Source organism: Hymenobacter sp. UYP22 (assembly GCF_040547285.1).
In the GTDB taxonomy this organism is placed as follows: domain Bacteria; phylum Bacteroidota; class Bacteroidia; order Cytophagales; family Hymenobacteraceae; genus Hymenobacter.
This window is the reverse complement of record NZ_JBEPPK010000006.1, coordinates 249,784-265,831: the sequence shown is the minus strand read 5'-3', so window position 1 is coordinate 265,831 and position 16,048 is coordinate 249,784. Positions and strand designations below refer to the sequence as shown.

13 protein-coding genes are annotated in these 16,048 nt (G+C 59.2%); 1 reads left to right on the top strand and 12 read right to left on the bottom strand.

Annotation, left to right across the window (positions count from 1 at the left end; all coding sequences use genetic code 11):
* Nucleotides 1–3: 3 nt before the first annotated feature.
* The 4 genes from yidC to ABIB60_RS12850 form a co-directional block, all read right to left on the bottom strand.
* Nucleotides 4–1,887: a membrane protein insertase YidC gene (gene yidC / locus ABIB60_RS12865; protein ID WP_354580382.1), complete on the bottom strand. Its 1,884-nt coding sequence runs from the start codon at nt 1,885–1,887 to the stop codon at nt 4–6.
* Nucleotides 1,888–2,146: 259 nt separating this feature from the next.
* Nucleotides 2,147–3,793 carry a CTP synthase gene (gene pyrG / locus ABIB60_RS12860; protein WP_354580381.1) on the bottom strand — a complete coding sequence of 549 codons (1,647 nt, stop codon included), beginning with the start codon at nt 3,791–3,793 and terminating at the stop codon, nt 2,147–2,149.
* 229 nt (nt 3,794–4,022) lie between these two features.
* Nucleotides 4,023–4,700: a hypothetical protein gene (locus ABIB60_RS12855; RefSeq protein WP_354580380.1), complete on the bottom strand. Its 678-nt coding sequence runs from the start codon at nt 4,698–4,700 to the stop codon at nt 4,023–4,025.
* A gap of 219 nt (nt 4,701–4,919) precedes the next feature.
* Nucleotides 4,920–6,341 carry a dicarboxylate/amino acid:cation symporter gene (locus ABIB60_RS12850; RefSeq protein ID WP_354580379.1) on the bottom strand — a complete coding sequence of 474 codons (1,422 nt, stop codon included), beginning with the start codon at nt 6,339–6,341 and terminating at the stop codon, nt 4,920–4,922.
* Nucleotides 6,342–6,514: 173 nt separating this feature from the next.
* Here ABIB60_RS12850 and ABIB60_RS12845 point away from each other — a divergent pair, with 173 nt between their 5' ends.
* A complete protein-coding gene (locus ABIB60_RS12845) occupies nt 6,515–7,531 on the top strand; it encodes a dipeptide epimerase (RefSeq protein ID WP_354580378.1) in 1,017 nt (338 codons plus the stop codon).
* Between the two features lie 91 nt (nt 7,532–7,622).
* Here the strand turns inward: ABIB60_RS12845 and ABIB60_RS12840 are convergent, their stop codons facing one another.
* The 8 genes from ABIB60_RS12840 to ABIB60_RS12805 form a co-directional block, all read right to left on the bottom strand.
* Complete coding sequence (locus ABIB60_RS12840; RefSeq protein WP_354580377.1) at nt 7,623–8,396, bottom strand: 3-keto-disaccharide hydrolase; 774 nt, start codon at nt 8,394–8,396, stop codon at nt 7,623–7,625.
* Nucleotides 8,397–8,552: 156 nt separating this feature from the next.
* The gene (locus ABIB60_RS12835) at nt 8,553–9,443 is read right to left on the bottom strand and encodes a hydroxypyruvate isomerase family protein (protein WP_354580376.1); all 891 of its coding nucleotides are present in this window, start codon (nt 9,441–9,443) and stop codon (nt 8,553–8,555) included.
* A 133-nt stretch (nt 9,444–9,576) separates the two neighbouring features.
* Nucleotides 9,577–10,827, bottom strand: coding sequence for a nucleoside permease (locus ABIB60_RS12830; protein WP_354580375.1), 1,251 nt, complete (start codon nt 10,825–10,827; stop codon nt 9,577–9,579).
* 122 nt (nt 10,828–10,949) lie between these two features.
* Nucleotides 10,950–11,420 (bottom strand): c-type cytochrome, encoded by a 471-nt coding sequence (locus tag ABIB60_RS12825; protein ID WP_354580374.1) that lies wholly within the window; start codon nt 11,418–11,420, stop codon nt 10,950–10,952.
* A gap of 17 nt (nt 11,421–11,437) precedes the next feature.
* On the bottom strand, nt 11,438–12,490 hold the full coding sequence (locus ABIB60_RS12820) for a sugar phosphate isomerase/epimerase family protein (RefSeq protein ID WP_354580372.1): 1,053 nt from the start codon (nt 12,488–12,490) through the stop codon (nt 11,438–11,440).
* 6 nt (nt 12,491–12,496) lie between these two features.
* Nucleotides 12,497–13,648: a Gfo/Idh/MocA family protein gene (locus ABIB60_RS12815; protein WP_354580370.1), complete on the bottom strand. Its 1,152-nt coding sequence runs from the start codon at nt 13,646–13,648 to the stop codon at nt 12,497–12,499.
* Nucleotides 13,649–13,742: 94 nt separating this feature from the next.
* Nucleotides 13,743–14,357 (bottom strand): gluconate 2-dehydrogenase subunit 3 family protein, encoded by a 615-nt coding sequence (locus ABIB60_RS12810; RefSeq protein ID WP_354580369.1) that lies wholly within the window; start codon nt 14,355–14,357, stop codon nt 13,743–13,745.
* Nucleotides 14,358–14,369: 12 nt separating this feature from the next.
* Nucleotides 14,370–16,046 (bottom strand): GMC oxidoreductase, encoded by a 1,677-nt coding sequence (locus ABIB60_RS12805; protein WP_354580367.1) that lies wholly within the window; start codon nt 16,044–16,046, stop codon nt 14,370–14,372.
* Nucleotides 16,047–16,048: the final 2 nt, after the last annotated feature.

The following is a 16,048-nucleotide window of genomic DNA, read 5'->3' as shown; positions in this document are numbered from 1 at the left end:
GCACTAGGGGCGGCGCGTTTTGCGGGGTTTCTTTGGCGAAATATCCGAAGCACCCGTGCCGGGCTCCACATCCGTGTCGTCGTCGTTGGTGGTGGCAGTGGCGGCGCGGCCACCCTGGCGGCTCTGTGCTTCTTTTTCCTGGGCGGCCTTCATGGCATCCTGCAGGCGGGCCGCAAAGCCGGTAGGCTTCTTGTCTTTGTTCTTCACCTTGTTGGCTTCCAGCTTGGCGCGCACTTTGGTGTCATCCACGAAGCGGCGGGTAATAGCTTGCTGGGCCATGGTTACCAGGTTGGATACCAGGTAGTACCACGTCAGGCCGGCGGCGAAGCTGTTGAGCACGAAGAAGAACACCAGCGGCATCAGGTAGCTGTAGAACTTCATGGGCCCCTGCATGGCAGCCGGGTTGCTCTGGTTGCTCTGATAGGTCATGGCCAGCGTGGAGATGGTCATGAGCACCGTAAACAGGCTGATGTGGTTGCCCAGGAAGGGCACCGTGAAGGGCAGCTTGATCAGGTCGTCGTAGGTGCTCAGGTCGTGGGCCCAGAGGAAAGGCTGCTGGCGCAGTTCAATGGCGTTCGGGAAGAACTGGAACATGGCAAACAGAATCGGAATTGTCAGCAGCGTGGGTATGCAGCCGCTCAGCGGATTCACGCCCATGCTCTGGTGCAGCTTCATGGTTTCCTGCTGCTGCTTCACCTGATCGTCGGGGTACTTCTCCTTGATGGCGTCCAGCTCGGGCTTCAGCACCTTCATCTTGGCCTGGCTCTCGTAGGTTTTGTACGTGAGGGGCCAGGTTACCAGCTTAATGAGCACTACCAGCAGCACAATGATGATGCCGTAGGAGCCAATGAACTGCTCCAGGAAGTGGAACACGGGCAACACCACGAAGCGGTTTACCCAGCGGAACAGGCCCCAGCCCAGGTACACGTTCTGGTCGAAGTCGGGAGCTACTTCCTTGAGAATGTTAAAGGAGTTGGGGCCGAAGTAGAAGCGGAAGTTTGCCTTTCCCTGCTGCACATCGGCGGCCGGAATAGCCAGCGTTGAGGTCAGGGTTTTAATGTAGGTCGTATCGTTCAGGTCAACGCTAGAGTTCAACTGACCTGAGCTGAACTGGTTGTCAGCAATGATACCGGCCACGAAGAAGTCGTGCTTGTGCGCCACCCACTTCATGGGCTCCGCTACCTTAATTTCCTCGGGCGTTTCCGATGTTTCGGCCAAGGCCGTATGCTCGCCGGAGCTTAGGTAGCGGTTGATGGTGGTATGGTTACGGTTCTGCTTGCGGTCCTGCTCGGTCTGACGCACGTTATCCACGAAGGTGAATGTGAGCGGCTCCTGAGCTACGGCCCCCGACAAGCCATTGAAGCGCAGGTTGTAGCTCAGCTCGTAGCTGTTGGCGGGCAGGGTGTAGGTCTGCTCAATCTGCCCTCCAGCCACATCAGCCACAAAGCGCAGGGCGTTGCTACCCTGGGGCTCGGCCCGGAAATACAGGTCGGAAAGCTTTACTTGCCGCCCATCGGTGGTGCGGAAGCGGGTATCCAACTGGGCACTTTTAGCATCAAAGAGGTCCAGCGGCCGGCCGAAGAACGTTTTATACTTGTTGAGGCGCACGGCCTCCACGCGGCCCCCTTTCGAGGAAAGCGTTACCGTCAGCAGGTCGTTTTTCAGCTCCGTAGCCTGGGCGGCGCCCTGAGCGGCAGCGGCAAACGTGCCCAGCTGCCGGGCCAGCGCCACCGAGTCGGGGGCGGCGGGAGTTGCTTTAGCTACGCGGGCCGCAGCCGTGGTGTTGGCCGGAGCTGCTTTTTTCGGCTCTGGCTTGGGCGCAAACTGAAGGTAAATCAGAAGCAAGGCGGCCATCAAAAAGACGCCAATTGCTGAATTTCTGTCCATTTAAGTAATGGTGAAGCAAACAAAATGAGAAGCAAGGCAGCTAGCAAAAATCTGGCAGCCCTGGCGTAAAGGTCGGAGTTGTCAGGCGAATATTTTTCGCCCAGGCTTTTTGTCAGTAGATTAAATGCCAACCGCCCGTCATTCTGAGCCCAGCGCAGAGTCTTATAACGTCAGCACGAGCCGTTTTTGCGGTTGTCGTGCCCCCGTGATAGAACCCTCGGCTGGTCCCAGGATAACAGGCGGTTTCGCGTTACCTGCGCTACCCCTTTCGGTACTGAATGGCCGCTTTCACAAAGCGCACAAACAGCGGGTGCGGGTTTTGCACGGTGCTTTTCAGCTCGGGGTGAAACTGGCCGGCCACAAACCAGGGGTGGTTGGCCAGTTCCACTACTTCTACCAGCCCGGTTTCGGGGTTGCGGCCCGAGGCCAGCATGCCGGCTTCCTCGTACTGCTTCAGGTACTCGTTGTTGAACTCGTAGCGGTGGCGGTGCCGCTCACTGATGTGGTTGCGGCCGTAGGCTTTGGCGGCCTTGGAGCCCCGGCGCAACTCACAATCGTAGGCCCCCAGGCGCATAGTGCCGCCTTTCAGCGTCACGGTTTTCTGCTCCTCCATCATGGCAATAACGGGGTTAGGCGTCTGGGCGTCCATTTCGGTGGAAGAGGCATCCTTCAGCCCCAGCACGTTGCGCCCGAACTCCACCACGGCCACCTGCATGCCCAGGCAAATCCCGAAGAACGGGATGTTGTTTTCCCGCACGTACTGCACGGCGGCAATCTTGCCCTCGAAGCCCCGCTCGCCAAAGCCGGGCGCTACCAGCACTCCATCTGCGCCGTGCAACTGCTGGGCTACGTTCTCGGCGCTGAGGTGGTCGCTCTGAATGCTGCGCACCGTTACCTTGCACTCATTCTGGGCGCCAGCGTGCACAAAGGCCTCAATAATGGATTTGTAGGCGTCGGGCAGCTCTACGTATTTGCCTACCAGCGCAATGGTTACCTCCTCGGTAGGGTTTTTCAGCCGGCCCAGGAATTCCTTCCACACGTCCAGGTCGGGCAGGGCCGCGCCGCCTTGCAGCTTCAGCTTCTTGATAACCCGCTCATCCAGGTGCTCTTTCAGCATCAGCAGCGGCACCGAGTAGATGCTATCCGCATCCAGGCTCTCAATAACGGAGTTGATGTTGACGTTGCAGAACAGGGCAATTTTGCGGCGCATTTCGGCCGGAATCGGGTGCTCGGAGCGGCACACCAGAATATCGGGCTGCAGGCCGGCGCTACGCAGGTCGCGCACCGAGTGCTGGGTGGGCTTGGTTTTCAGCTCCCCGGCCGCCTTCAGGTAGGGCAGCAGCGTAAGGTGAATAACGAGGGACGAGTTTTCGGGCAATTCCCAGCGCAGCTGCCGTACCGATTCCACGAAGGGCAGGCTTTCAATATCCCCAATTGAGCCCCCGATTTCGGTAATTACCACGTCGAACTGCCCGGTTTGGCCCAGCAGGAGCATACGGCGCTTAATCTCATCGGTGATGTGCGGTACCACCTGCACGGTTTTGCCTAGGTAAGCGCCTTCCCGCTCCTTGGTAATCACGTGGTCGTAGATGCGGCCGGTGGTGACGTTGTTGGCCTGGGAGGTAGGCACGTTCAGGAACCGCTCGTAGTGGCCCAGGTCGAGGTCGGTTTCGGCCCCGTCGTCGGTTACGTAACACTCGCCGTGCTCATAGGGGTTGAGCGTGCCCGGGTCGATGTTGATGTAGGGGTCGAACTTCTGGATGGTGACCCGGAAGCCGCGGGCTTGCAGCAGTTTGGCCAGGGAGGCCGAAATGATGCCTTTGCCCAGCGAGGAGGTAACGCCGCCCGTTACAAAAATGAATTTGGCCGTAGTGGCAGCCGCGGAAGTGGAATTTCGGTCTGGCATAACGGGAAACAAAGGTAGGCTATATCTCCGGCCGGCCGGGCTTGCAGGTTGTTTTTTTTGGCGTAAGGCAACAGAATAAATAGATATGACTTAGCAGTAGTCAGCCGGATTTCAGCCAGGAATATCCAAAAAAACCGGAGCCCCGCACCCCCGAAAAAGGCTTTCTATTGCCTTAATTTGGGGGTGCGGGGCTCCGGGTGCGGTATAAGTCGCGGCGCTTGGGGGCCGGTTATCTGTTGCTCGTGCTGTCTTCCTTCAGAGCGGCCGAGCCGGTGATTTGCTCCACTGGGCCGGCAGTAGCCAGTTGCAGGCGCAAGGTGTCGGCGTCGGCGTCCAGCTTCGGCCGAATCTGATCGAGGGCTAGGCGCATGGCCTTCACGTCGGAGAGGCGGGCCGCTTTCGATTGGCTGTAGCCGTGGTACATGGCCACGCGCACTTTGCTGCGGCCCGTGCCGGTATAGGTGCCAATTACTTCGCCCTGAGCATTAATAATTTGCACCTCGGCCGTAACGTTAGTGCGGTACCACTCCAGCGGAATACCCAGCAAGCTAGGCGTCATGAGGGTAATCATCTGAAAGGCCTGGAATACGTGGCCAGTGCGCTGCTGCTCGGCTTTGGTTACCGTGAACTTGGCATAACCGTAGCGCACAGTATCTTCCTGGGGCTCAGCTAAGTGGTAAGAAAGCTCCTGGCGGAACACCTTGCTGGCGTCATCGGGTAGGGCTCCTTCGCTTTCAGCCATGCTTAGGGGGCCAGGCTCCACTACCGCCTCCAACTTAGGCAGCCGACCCAACGCCACCGAGTTATTGGAGCGAATAGTTTGGAAAACGGCTTTTTCTGTTGATTTACAGCCCGTAAGACCCAGAAAACCCAGCAGGCACAGGAGGGAAGCGGAACGGTTCACCATAGAGAGTGGAATGTGTAAGTGAGGCTACTAATCAGGAAGGAATCCAAAAATAACCACGTAACACGCGCAAACGTGCTTACGCAGACGGAATTACGCAAAAACTCGGTGAGTGACCTAAAATCAGGCGTTCAGCCGACACTACATGCCACGCCACAAAAACATTCCCGCCCCCAGAGCTGGAAGCGGGAATCCCAAAAAAGGAAACTAGTCTTTGCCAGGCTAGTGAGCGTGCTGAGCCAGAGTGCTGTCGGCCTCCGCCAAGTCCTGCAACGGCTCGGGGGCCACGTAATTGTCGATAAACTCCCCTTCCCAACGGGCTACTACGGCCGTAGCCAGGCAGTTACCAATTACGTTTACGGCTGTGCGGGCCATATCCATGAGGGCATCAATTCCCAAAATAATAAACACGGGCCAGGAAGGCAGGTTGAATGAAGCCACCGTAGCCAGCAGAATAACCAGGGAAGCCCGCGGCACGCCCGCTACGCCTTTGGAGGTGAGCATGAGCGTGAATACCATTACCAGCTGTTGCCCAAAAGTCAAATCAACGCCGGCAGCCTGCGCCACAAAAATGGCCGCCAGGGAAAGGTAGAGCGTGGTACCATCCAAGTTAAAGGAGTAGCCCGTGGGCATTACGAAGGCCACAATGCGGCGGGGGACGCCAATGCTTTCCATGGCTTCCATGGCCCGGGGCAGGGCCGCTTCGGAGGAAGTGGTGGCGAAGGCAATGCTCACCGGCTCGGCAATGGCCTGCACGAAGCGCTTGAGCGGAATGCGGGCAATGAGGGCAATGGGCACCAGCACCAAGAGCAGGAACACGAACAGGGCGCCGTAGAGCGTGAGCAGCAACTTAAAGGCGTTGAGCAAGGGGGCAAAGCCCATTTTGCCTACTGTGTAGGCCAGAGCGCCACCCACACCCAGGGGAGCAAAGAACATGACCACGTTGGTGAATTTGAACATCACCTCCGAGAGGCTTTCCGTCCATTGCAGCATGGGCTGGCGGTGTTTCTGGTGCACCATGGCCAGCCCAATGGCGAAAATGATGGCAAACACCACCACTTGCAGCACCTGCCCCTCGGCTATGGATTTGGCAATATTCTCGGGGAAGATGTGCAGGATAATATCGGCGGTAGACTGCTTCACCGTGGCCAGCTGCTCAGTGTCGGCGGCAATACCGCTGCGGTCTACGCCTTCACCAGCCTTGGTTAGGTTGATGGCGGCCAGCCCGATGAACAAGGCAAACGTGGTGACGATTTCAAAGTACACCAGCGCCTTAAGGCCCATTTTGCCTACCTTTTTCAGGTCGGCGTGGCCGGCAATACCTACTACCAGCGTGGCAAATACCAGCGGCGCAATGATGGTTTTTACCAGCCGCAGAAATACGTCACTGAGTACTTTCAGGCCCACGGCCTGCTTGGGGAAGTCGTGGCCGATTTCAGCCCCTACCAGCATGCTCACCACAATCCAGAAGGTGATGGAGCGCCGCTGAACGGCCAAGGCAATAAGGCCGACGAGAGCCAGCCAGCGGACCACAAACGCCACCATCGGGTCGAGGGCGGGGGGCGTTTGGGCGGCTAGTACCGTAAGTACGGCCGCTACCAGAAACAGGATAAGTACAAGGAGCGAGAGTCGCGAAAACTTCATGCGCGGCAGTTCAGGGAAAGAAAAACAGTGGGAACCGGACAAAGATAGGTTTATCGGGGCTGAGAACTGTACCCGATGCCGTAGCTTGGCCCAGTGGTTAGTAAATTTCCCGCTTAGTGCCGCCTACCAAGCAGCTGGCCGCCAATTTTTTGCCGTTCTAGCAGTTCCCACCCATGCTCACCTGGATCCTCACCACCCTGCAACTGCCCCTGCGCTACACCTGGAAAATATCCCGCAACTCCTCCACCTTCAAAACCAACCTGCTGCTGACGGTAACCGGCGGCGGCTGGCAGGGGCGGGGCGAGGCGGCTCCCAACGTGCGCTATGGTGAAACCCCCGAGGGCCTGCAAGGGCAGTTTATGCAACTCCAGGCCGCGGGCCTAAGCCAGTGCGAGACAGTAGAGGAGCTAACCACTTTCCTTGCCCAGCACCAACCGGCGCACGCGTTGCGGTTTGCACTGGAGTCGGCATTTGTGCACCGGGAGGTGGCCCGCACCGGCCAAACGGTACCTCAATGGTTGGGTATACCGGCCCCAACTGCGGCAGTAGGCACGGCGGCTACCTTGCCCATCATGGAGCCCGGCGAGGTAGCGGGTTTTCTCGAAATGCAGCAACTCAGCCGCTTTCCGCTGCTCAAAGTGAAAGTAAACCGGGAGGGTGCCGTAGAGCTGCTACGCGAAGTGACCCGCCTGTTACCCGGCCACCCGCTCATTGTGGACGGTAACGAAGCCTGGGCCGACGCCGACAGCCTCCGCCAGAGCTGGGAACAGATTCTGGCGCTGCCGGGCCTGAATGTGCGCCTGCTGGAGCAACCCCTGCCTGCTGCCTGCGCCGCCGACTACCGCGCTTTGAAAGGCGAGCTGAACTGCCCAGTTTTCGCCGATGAATCGGTAACCGATGAAGCTGACTTTGCCGACATAGCCCGGCAGTTTGATGGGGTGAATATGAAGTTAATGAAAGCCGGTGGCTACCTCAATGGTCTGCGGATTTTGCAGGAAACCCGCGCCCACGGCCTGCAAACCATGATAGGCTGCATGGTAGAAACTTCGCTGGGCATCTGGTCGGCAATGCAGCTGAGTGCACTCGCCGACGTGTGCGACCTGGACGGCATTATCATCGTGCGCGACGAGCCGTTTGGGCTTGTGCACGAGCGGGAGGGAAGGCTGGTGGAAGGAGTATCCAACAGGTAAGCTCCGTCCGGAACGAAGCCAAAGAGCCCGTTATCCTCGGCTGAGGATAACGGGCTCTTTGGTTTTGTAGGGCTTCTCAATCCATAGGTAGCTACTTCATTTCCTGCACCCAGATATTGCGGAAGCTGAGCGGGGCACTCGGGTCGCCGTGCGACTGGAGCTTGATGGGCGCGGCGCCGTGGGCCTCGTACTGGGGCGGGCCGATGTAGCGGGTGGGGCCGGCCAGCGCCACATTCTTCTGCACCGTTACGCCGTTGAACTCTACCGTTACGCGGGCCGGGGTGTTCACCGTACCGTCGGCTTTGAACGTGGGAGCCGTCCACCACACGTCGTACGACTGCCACTCGCCGGGCTTGCGGCCGGGGTTGGCCAATGGAATGCGCTGCTTGTAGATGCTGCCCGCCATACCATTCACATAGGTCGGGTTCTGGTAGGGGTCGAGGATTTGCAGCTCGTAGCCCAGGTCGCCTTTGCCCAGGGAAGCCAGGAATACGCCGCTGTTGCCGCGCACCTGGCCCTGGCCGGTGATGTCGGCGGGCACGCGCCACTCCAGGTGCAGGCGGTAGTTGGTGAAGGTGCGCTTGGTTTCGATGTTGCCCTTGGGTTTGTCCACCGTCAGCAGGCCATCGGCCACCGTCCATTGGGCTGGTTGGGTGCGGTCCTCCGTCGACACCCATTCGTTCAGATTCTTCCCATCGAACAGCACTACAGCTTTGGCCGGGGGCGGGGTGGTTTTCAGTTTGCCAACTACCGTTTTCGGAATGGGCTTCCATACTTCGGTATCTTCCGGCTTGCCGGTTTGTTGGGCGCAGGCGGCCAAAGTGAAACCTGTCAGGAAAGCGGCAGTCAGGAGCGGGAGTTTCATGGGATGCAGTGTTGAGACGAGAGGTTAGGCTACCAAGGCCTAGCATTTTATTGTCATTCCGAACAACGTAAGGAATCTGGGTTTACCGTTTAAAGAGGTACTCAGATTTCTCACTTCGTTCGGAATGACAAATAGAGAAATTCGGGCCAAACCATACTACACGTCGCAGAGCTGCACGGCCTGGCGCAGGGAAACGAGCTTGTCGGATTGGGTAGGAATGAACTCCTGGGCCACGTAGCCTTTGAAGCCGGTGGCCTGGATAGCGCGCATGATGGCCGGATAGTTCAGCTCTTGGGCGTCGTTGAGCTCGTGGCGGCCGGGCACGCCGGCAGTGTGGTAGTGGGCAATGTAGCGGTGGTGCTCGGTGAGGGTGCGGATAACGTCGCCCTCATCAATTTGCATGTGGTAGATATCATAGAGCAGCTTGAAATGCTCGGAGCCCAGGCGTTTGGCCAGCTCCACACCCCAGGCCGTCCGGTCGCACTGGTAGTCTTTGTGGTCGATTTTGCTGTTGAGCAGCTCCATTACCAGCACCACGTTGTGCTGCTCGGCCAGCTTTATGAGCGGCTTGAGCCCGGCTACGCAATTGGCCCAGCCCTGCTCATCCGTCTTGCCCCGGCGGTTGCCGCTGAAGCAAATCAGGTTGCGGTACCCGGCTTTGGCTACCTGCGGAATCATCTCGGTGTACTGCTTCTGCAAGCGAGCGTGAAACTGCGGGTCATTGAAACCGTCGACTAGGTTGATTTCCGCGCCGTTGCACATGGGCGAATCCAGCCCGTACTTCTTCAAGGTGGGCCATTCCTGAGGGCCAACTAGGTCAATGCCTTTGATGCCCATTTCCTTGGCGGCGGCGCACAGCTGCTCCAATGACAAATCAGAGAAGCACCAGCGGCACACCGATTGGCGGATATTTCCTTTCAGGGCGGCAGGCATAGAGGTGCGTTTTTCATTGGGCGTACATGCCTCGGCCAAGCCGATGGTGCCCACGGCGGCGGTAGTGGTCAGCAGCCCCTTCAGGGCGGCGCGGCGGTTCCAGGCGGTAGCCATAAACTCAGAATGTAAGAGATGAACCGAAAGGCGGTCATGCAGAGGCGCAGCCGAAGTATCTCGCGTGCTGACGTTGAGTTATCATTGCAATGTCAGCACGCGAGATGCTTCGGCTGCGCCTCTGCATGACGTTCTAGTGAGCGTTGGCCAGGTGCGGAGCAGCGTCAGCACCGGCCCTTTCGGTGGGAGCGGTGTTGCGCTCCTTGAATAGCAGCAGAAACAGCGTCAGCACGGCGGCGGCAATACCGGCCGGAATCAGCCAGATCATGCGCCAGTCGTGGGCCCCGGCCGTGAGTTGGTACTGGTCGAAGATGCGGCCCGAGAGTAGGGTGCCGATGAGCATGCCCACGCCGTAGGTAGCCAGCGTGATAAAACCCTGGGCAGAGCTTTTGAACTGCTCGCCGGCCAGGTTGTCGGTGTAAATCTGGCCCGTCACGAAGAAGAAATCATAGCAGATGCCGTGCAGCACAATGCCCGCAATCAGCAGCCAGTAGCCGTTTTCTCCGCCGCCGTAGGCAAAGCACACGTAGCGCAACACCCAGGCCGCCATGCCAATGGCTAACATTTTCTTCACGCCCAGCTTGCTGAAAAACAGCGGAATAGCCAGCATGAACAGCAGCTCCGATACCTGCCCTAAGCTTTGCACGCCGGCGGCGGCCTTCATGCCTACCTCGTTGAGGAAGGGGTTGGTGAAGCCGTAGTAGAAGGCCAGCGGAATGCAGATGGCAATGGAAGCCAGGAAAAACGTGAGGTAGGAGCGGTTTTTCAGTAAGCCAATTGCATCCAGCCCCAGCAAATCACCCACGGAACTGGACTGGCCCTTTTTCACCGGGGGCGTGGCCGGTAGCGTGAAGCTAAACACACCCAGCAAGGCCGAGGCCCCAGCCGCCATCAGAAAGGTAAGCTGCAGACTGTTGCTCTGTTCCCAGTTCAACCAGCCAATGGTCAGGCCGGCCACAATCCAGCCCAGCGTACCCAACACCCGGATAGGAGCAAACTCCTTCTGCGGGTTCTGCATCTGCCGAAACGCAATGGAATTCACCAGCGCCAGCGTGGGCATGTACAGAATCATGTAGGTGAGGATGCTGGGGTAGAAGCTGCCGAAATCCGGAGCCTGGGAGGCCCGCCACAACAGCACGGCCCCGGCTAGGTGCAGCACGCCCAAAATCTTCTGGGCCGAGAAAAACCGGTCGGCAATGAGCCCCACGATGAACGGCGCCACAATAGCCCCAATGGATTGGGTGAGGAACGCTACGCCCACCTGCGTGCCCGAGGCCCCCAGGTTGCGCAGCAAATATGTGCCCAGCGTGACAAACCATGCGCCCCAGATGAAAAACTCCAGGAACATCATGAGGGACAGTTTTACCCGGATTGTAGAGGTCATAAGCAGGTGGGCGTGGGATTGGGAGTTGGGTAGCTAGTTATCATTCTGAGCGAAGCGAGGAATCTGGATTTACCGTGTGACGATGCACCCAGATTCCTCGCTTCGTTCGGAATGACAATGTTTTACTTCAGGCTCAATATGTAGCGGGTCATTTCCTCGGCGTCTTTTTGGGAGAGGCCGGGGTGGGGTGTCATGGCTACGTCGCCCCAGTTACCGCTGCCGCCGGTTATGATTTTCTTGGCCAGCATGGTCACGTTGGCGGGCGTGTTGGGGTACTTGGCGGCTACATCCTTATAGGCCGGACCCAGCAGCTTTTCATTGTCGCGGTGGCAGGTGGTGCAGTCGGAGCCGGCAATGAGTTTGGCACCGTCAGCGGCGGGCGTGCCCGTAGGCGTGGTACCGATTTTGGTGGCGTTGGTATCTACCTGGGGCTGGCGGGCCACGGCGCTGAGGTTGGCACCGGTGGTGCTGTCCTGGGCGGTTTCGGCTTCGTCGGCGAGGGTGTAGGACTCCTTGGCAGCAGGCTTATCGGACTCGGAACCGCAGGAAGCTAAGCCGGCGCAGAAAGCAAGGAGAAGAAAGACGTTTTTCATGAGTGAGTTCGGAAAGGTTAGAGGCCGAGTAGCGTCTTGTTGCGGGCCGCGTCGATGCCGGAAGCAGCAAAATCATCGAAAGCTTTATCGGTGACGCGGATGATATGATTCTGAATGAAGGGTGCGCCTTCGCGGGCTCCGTCTTCGGGGTGTTTGAGGGCGCATTCCCACTCCAGCACGGCCCAGCCGGGGTAGTCGTACTGCGTGAGCTTGCTGAAAATAGCGTTGAAATCTACCTGCCCATCCCCCAAGGAGCGGAAGCGGCCGGCGCGGTCTACCCAGTTCTGGTAGCCTCCGTACACGCCCTGACGGCCATTGGGGTTGAACTCGGCATCCTTTACATGGAAAGCCCGAATCCGCTCGTGGTAGATGTCGATGTACTCCAGGTAATCCAGGCACTGCAGCACGAAGTGGGAGGGGTCGTAGAGCAGGCAGGCGCGGGGGTGCTGGTCTACTTTCTCCAGGAATAGCTCGTAGCTCACCCCATCATGCAGGTCCTCGCCGGCGTGCACTTCGTAGCACACATCCACGCCGCACTCGTCAAACACGTCCAGAATGGGCCGCCAACGGCGGGCCAACTCGTCAAAACCGGTTTCCACGAGGCCGGCCGGGCGTTGGGGCCAAGGGTACATGTAGGGCCAGAGCAAAGCCCCGCTGAACGTGGCATGGGCCGTGAGTCCCAGCCGCTGCGAGGCCTGGGCCGCGTACTTCAACTGCTGCACGGCCCATTGCTGGCGGGCGGCGGGGTTGCCCCGTACCGCCTCGGGTGCAAACCCATCAAACAGCTGGTCATACACGGGGTTTACGGCTACCAACTGCCCCTGCAAGTGGGTGGATAGTTCGGTGATTTCTAAGCCTGCTGCCTGCACCGTGCCTCGTACTTCGTCGGCGTAGGTCTGGCTTTCGGCGGCCAGCTTCAAGTCGATGAAGCGGCTGTCCAGGGTAGGCATCTGCACGCCCTTGTAGCCCAGGCCGCCCGCCCACTCACAGATGCTGGCGAGACTGTCGAACGGGGCTTGGTCGCTGATAAACTGGGCCAGAAAGATGCCGGGGCCTTTAATGGTTTTCATGGGTAGCTACACGGTAAACTCGGTCCACTTCTGCGTGGAGCGGCCCGAGGCAATAACGGTTTCGATGAAGGCCATGCCCCGCACACCGTCCTCGATGCTGGGGTAGTCGTGGGCTTCGGCTGGGGCGGGGTGGCCGGCTTGCTCGGCCAGCAAGGTGAGGGCGAAGTTGCGGTAGAGGTTGGCAAAAGCTTCAAGGTAGCCCTCGGGGTGACCGGCCGGAATGCGGCTGTTGTGGCGGGCGGCGGCGCTGAGGTAGCCCGCGCCCGTCCGCCGGATTTCGGTGGGCCGGTCCAGCCACTTTACCAGCAACGTGTTGGCGTCGGCCTGCTGCCAGTCGAGGCCGCCTTTTTCCCCGTAAATGCGCAGGCGCACGTTGTTTTCCTCGCCAGCTGCTACCTGGGTAGCTACCAGTACCCCACTGGCCCCACTGTTCAGGCGAAGCAGCACGGCCCCGTCATCATCGAGCTGGCGGCCGGGCACTACCGTGTTGATGTCGGCGCACAGCTGGGTTACCTGCAGGCCGCTCACGTATTCCAGCAGGTTGAAGGCGTGGGTGCCAATGTCACCCATGGCCCCGGCCACGCCGCTGCGGGCAGGGTCGGTACGCCAGGCGGCTTGCTTGTTGTTGCCGCCTTCCTCAAAGTTGCTCAACCAGCCCTGCGGATACTCCACGTACACCTTCCGGATGGTGCCAAGGGCTCCGGAAGCTACCAAATGGCGGGCTTCCTTGAGCATAGGGTAGCCGGTGTAGGTGTGCGTTAGGCAGAGCTTGCGGCCGGTAGTGGCTACCACTTGCTGCAACTCCTTGGCCTCCGCTAGGGAAAACGTCATCGGCTTGTCCAGCACTACATCAAAGCCGCTTTCCAGGGCCAGCTTGGCCGGCGCAAAGTGCAGGTGGTTGGGCGTTACGATGCTGATAACCTGCACCCGCTCATCTGCCGGCCGCTGGACTTCCCGTTCAATTAGCTCCTGATACGAGCCATACACCCGCTCCGCAGCCAAGCCCAAGTCCTGCCCGGTGGCTCTTGATGTTTCGGGGTTGCTACTGAAAGCACCAGCGGTCAGCTCATACAGGCCATCCAGGGCGGCCGCCATGCGGTGCACCGCCCCGATAAACGCGCCCTGTCCCCCGCCAATCATCCCCAGTCGTAGTTTCATGCAGTTGTTGGTTTAGTTGTTGGTTGTTTGTTGTCAGTTGTTAGTTGCGGCTTTTGAAAATGTCCCTGACAACTGACAACGAGCAACTAACAACTCAGGTAGTAGCCCAGGCCCGGTCACCTTTTTTATAAGGTACGCAGCCGTCGTATTTGCCGGGAACGGGCAGGTAGCGCAGGGCTTTGGTGGCGCCCACTTCGGAGGTGAAGTAACCCAGTAGCGTCAACTCCTTAATCATGCGGAAGTAGTGGTTAGGCTGCTCCGGCGTTTTGGTTTTGGCGTAGTTTTTCTGCTCCGCATCGATGGTCGTAATCAGGGCCGTGCGCTGGGTGGTGTCCAATTCCATAAACCCTTTACTGTACTTCTGCTTGGCGGCATCCTCCAGCTTGGTCAGTCCCTGCTTGAAGATCTGCTGGTCGTCGGGCTTGTAACAGTCGCGCACCATTACGGCCATAAAGCCGCCCACATCGGCAGCCTTGGCTCCCGGCGACTTCGTGGTGGGCAGAATGGTGTCGCCGACTTCGTTCAGGTAGGCTACCTGCTCGGCAGTCAGCACGGCTGGCAGCTCTTTCGGAGCAGTAGTCGTGGTTTTCTTGGCGCTGGTTTTTTCCTCGCTGGGCGAGGAGCAGCTGGTCAGGAAATAGTCGCCCCCAATAACGACTCCGCCCATCAGCAGAGCTACGCGGGCCAGGGCATCACGTCGGTTCATCATCGTTGGTAGGGGCTAGATATTCTGTTTTTTGAGCTCACTCACGGCGTGGTCTACGGCGCGGGCCGTGAGGGCCAGGTACGTCAGGGAAGGGTTCTGGCAAGCGGCCGAAGTCATGGCGGCGCCGTCGGTTACATACACGTTGGGGGCGTCCCACACCTGGTTGTGCTGGTTGAGCACCGAGGTTTTGGGGTCCCGGCCCATGCGGGCGGTGCCCATTTCGTGAATGCCGCCACCCAGGGTGTAGCCGTTGTTGTAGGTGCGCACGTTTTTGAGGCCCGCTTTTTCCAGCATTTCCTGGGCATCGTTCATCATGTCCACCCGCATCTTCTGCTCGTTGTCCCGGATGGTGGCGTCGATGGCCAGTACCGGCAGGCCCCACTTATCCTTCTTGGTTTTGTCGAGGTAGGCGCGGTTGTCGTGGTAGGGCAGGGTTTCGCCGAAGCCGGTGAGGCCCATCGTCCAATTACCGGGCTCGGTGAGGGCGTCCTTGAAGTCGCCACCGATGCTAAGCTCCGCCACGTCGCGGCCCCAACCTTCCCGGCCGGCTCCGCCCTGGTAGCCGAAGCCACGCAGGTAGTCGCGCTTGTCGCCAAACAGGTTGCGGTAGCGGGGTACATAAATACCGTTGGCGCGACGGCCGTAGGTGTATTTATCCTCGTAGCCGGGCATTTCGCCGTGGGCGCCCGCTCGGAAGTGGTGGTCCATGAGGTTGTGGCCCAACTCCCCGCTGCTGCTGCCCAGGCCATCGGGCCACACGTCCGTAGCCGAGTTCATCAGCACCCAGGCCGAGTTCAGGGCCGAGGCATTCACAAACACGATTTTGGCGAAGAACTCGTAGGTCTGGTTGGTTTCCGCGTCCAGCACCTCCACGCCCTTGGCTCGCTTGGTGTCCTTGTCGTAGATGATTTTGGTAACGATGGAAAACGGCCGCAGCGTGAGGTTTCCGGTCGCCATAGCCGCCGGCAGAGAGGCTGACTGCGTGCTGAAATAGGCCCCAAACGGGCAGCCCAGCCAGCACTTGTTGCGGTACTGGCAGTTTACGCGGTTGTTGTGGGGCTTGGTAATGTTGGCCGTGCGGCCAATGACCATGTGGCGGTCCTTGAAGTTTTTGCGGATGCGGGCGGCCACATCTTTTTCCACGCAGTTCATCTCCATGGGCGGCATAAATTCGCCGTCCGGCAGCTGGGGCAGGCCGTCCCGGTTGCCGCTGATGCCCACAAACTTCTCGACGTAGCTGTACCAGGGGGCCAGGTCTTTATAGCGGATGGGCCAGTCCACGGCCGTGCCATCCTTGGCGTTGGCCTCGAAGTCGTACTCGCTCCAGCGGTAGCTCTGCCGACCCCACATCAGGGAGCGGCCGCCCACCTGGTAGCCCCGGAACCAGTCGAAGGGCTTCACCTCCACGTAGGGGCTTTCCTTCTCCTTCACCCAGAAATCCAGGTTGCTCTCGTTCAGAGTGTAGTCCCGGCTCAGCACCGGGTAGTCCTTAATCATCTGCTCGGTGCGGCCGCCCCGGTGGGCAAACTCCCAGGGGTTTTTGTTGGCATTCACGTAGTCTTTGATGTGCTCTACGTTGCGGCCCCGCTCCAGCATGATGGTTTTCAGGCCTTTTTCGGTCAGCTCCTTGGCAGCCATGCCGCCCGAAATGCCGGACCCGATGACGATGGCGTCATAGGTGTTCTTTTCCATAA